General features: G+C 34.7%; 1 pseudogene. It reads left to right on the plus strand.

Going from position 1 to position 674, the window contains the following annotated elements:
• Positions 1 to 213: pseudogene (locus HT693_RS05090) on the plus strand (choline-binding protein A); the annotation flags it as partial.
• Positions 214 to 674: the final 461 nt, after the last annotated feature.

Here is a 674-nt window from a genome sequence, read left to right on the forward strand (position 1 = left end):
TACTATCTCAATGCTAACGGTTCAATGGCAACTGGTTGGATAAAAGATGGAGACCATTGGTACTATCAGGAATCATCTGGTGCAATGAAGGTAAATCAATGGTTCCAAGTTGGAGACAAATGGTACTATGTCAATGAAAGCGGAAGATTAGCGGTTAATACTATAGTAGATGGTTATAAAGTTAACTCCAATGGGGAGTGGGTCAACTACTAGAACCTTGGATGTTGATGAATAACTGAGACATGTTTTGTCCGTCATAGAGATAAAAAGTTTATTTAGATAGTTTTCGTAGAAATTTCTACTTTAAGAAAAAGTCAATTTAGATGAGCTCTTATTGCCGGGTAAATGCCTTGCTAGTCGTAAATAAACTGTATATTTCCGACTTACTTAGGACTGGATACCACTAGTCGCAACTTAACAGTTCGCTTTAAGTGTTAAAATGCATATAGCTAGTTATTGGTTATATGCGTTTTTGTTCTTGATTATTTTATTTCTGTCTTGGAATATAGGTAAAATTATAGTAAAATAAAATTCTGTAAATCATGTTGGTAGATATACAGGAAGAAGAGTGTATTGTTGACAATACAGCACATAGAATCCAACATGTCCTTATACTCAAAAAATCAAAGAGCAAATTAGGAAGCTAGCCGTAGCCTGCTCAAAACACCGTTTTG

It is taken from the genome of Streptococcus sp. 2154, assembly GCF_013277255.1.
Lineage (GTDB): Bacteria > Bacillota > Bacilli > Lactobacillales > Streptococcaceae > Streptococcus > Streptococcus pseudopneumoniae.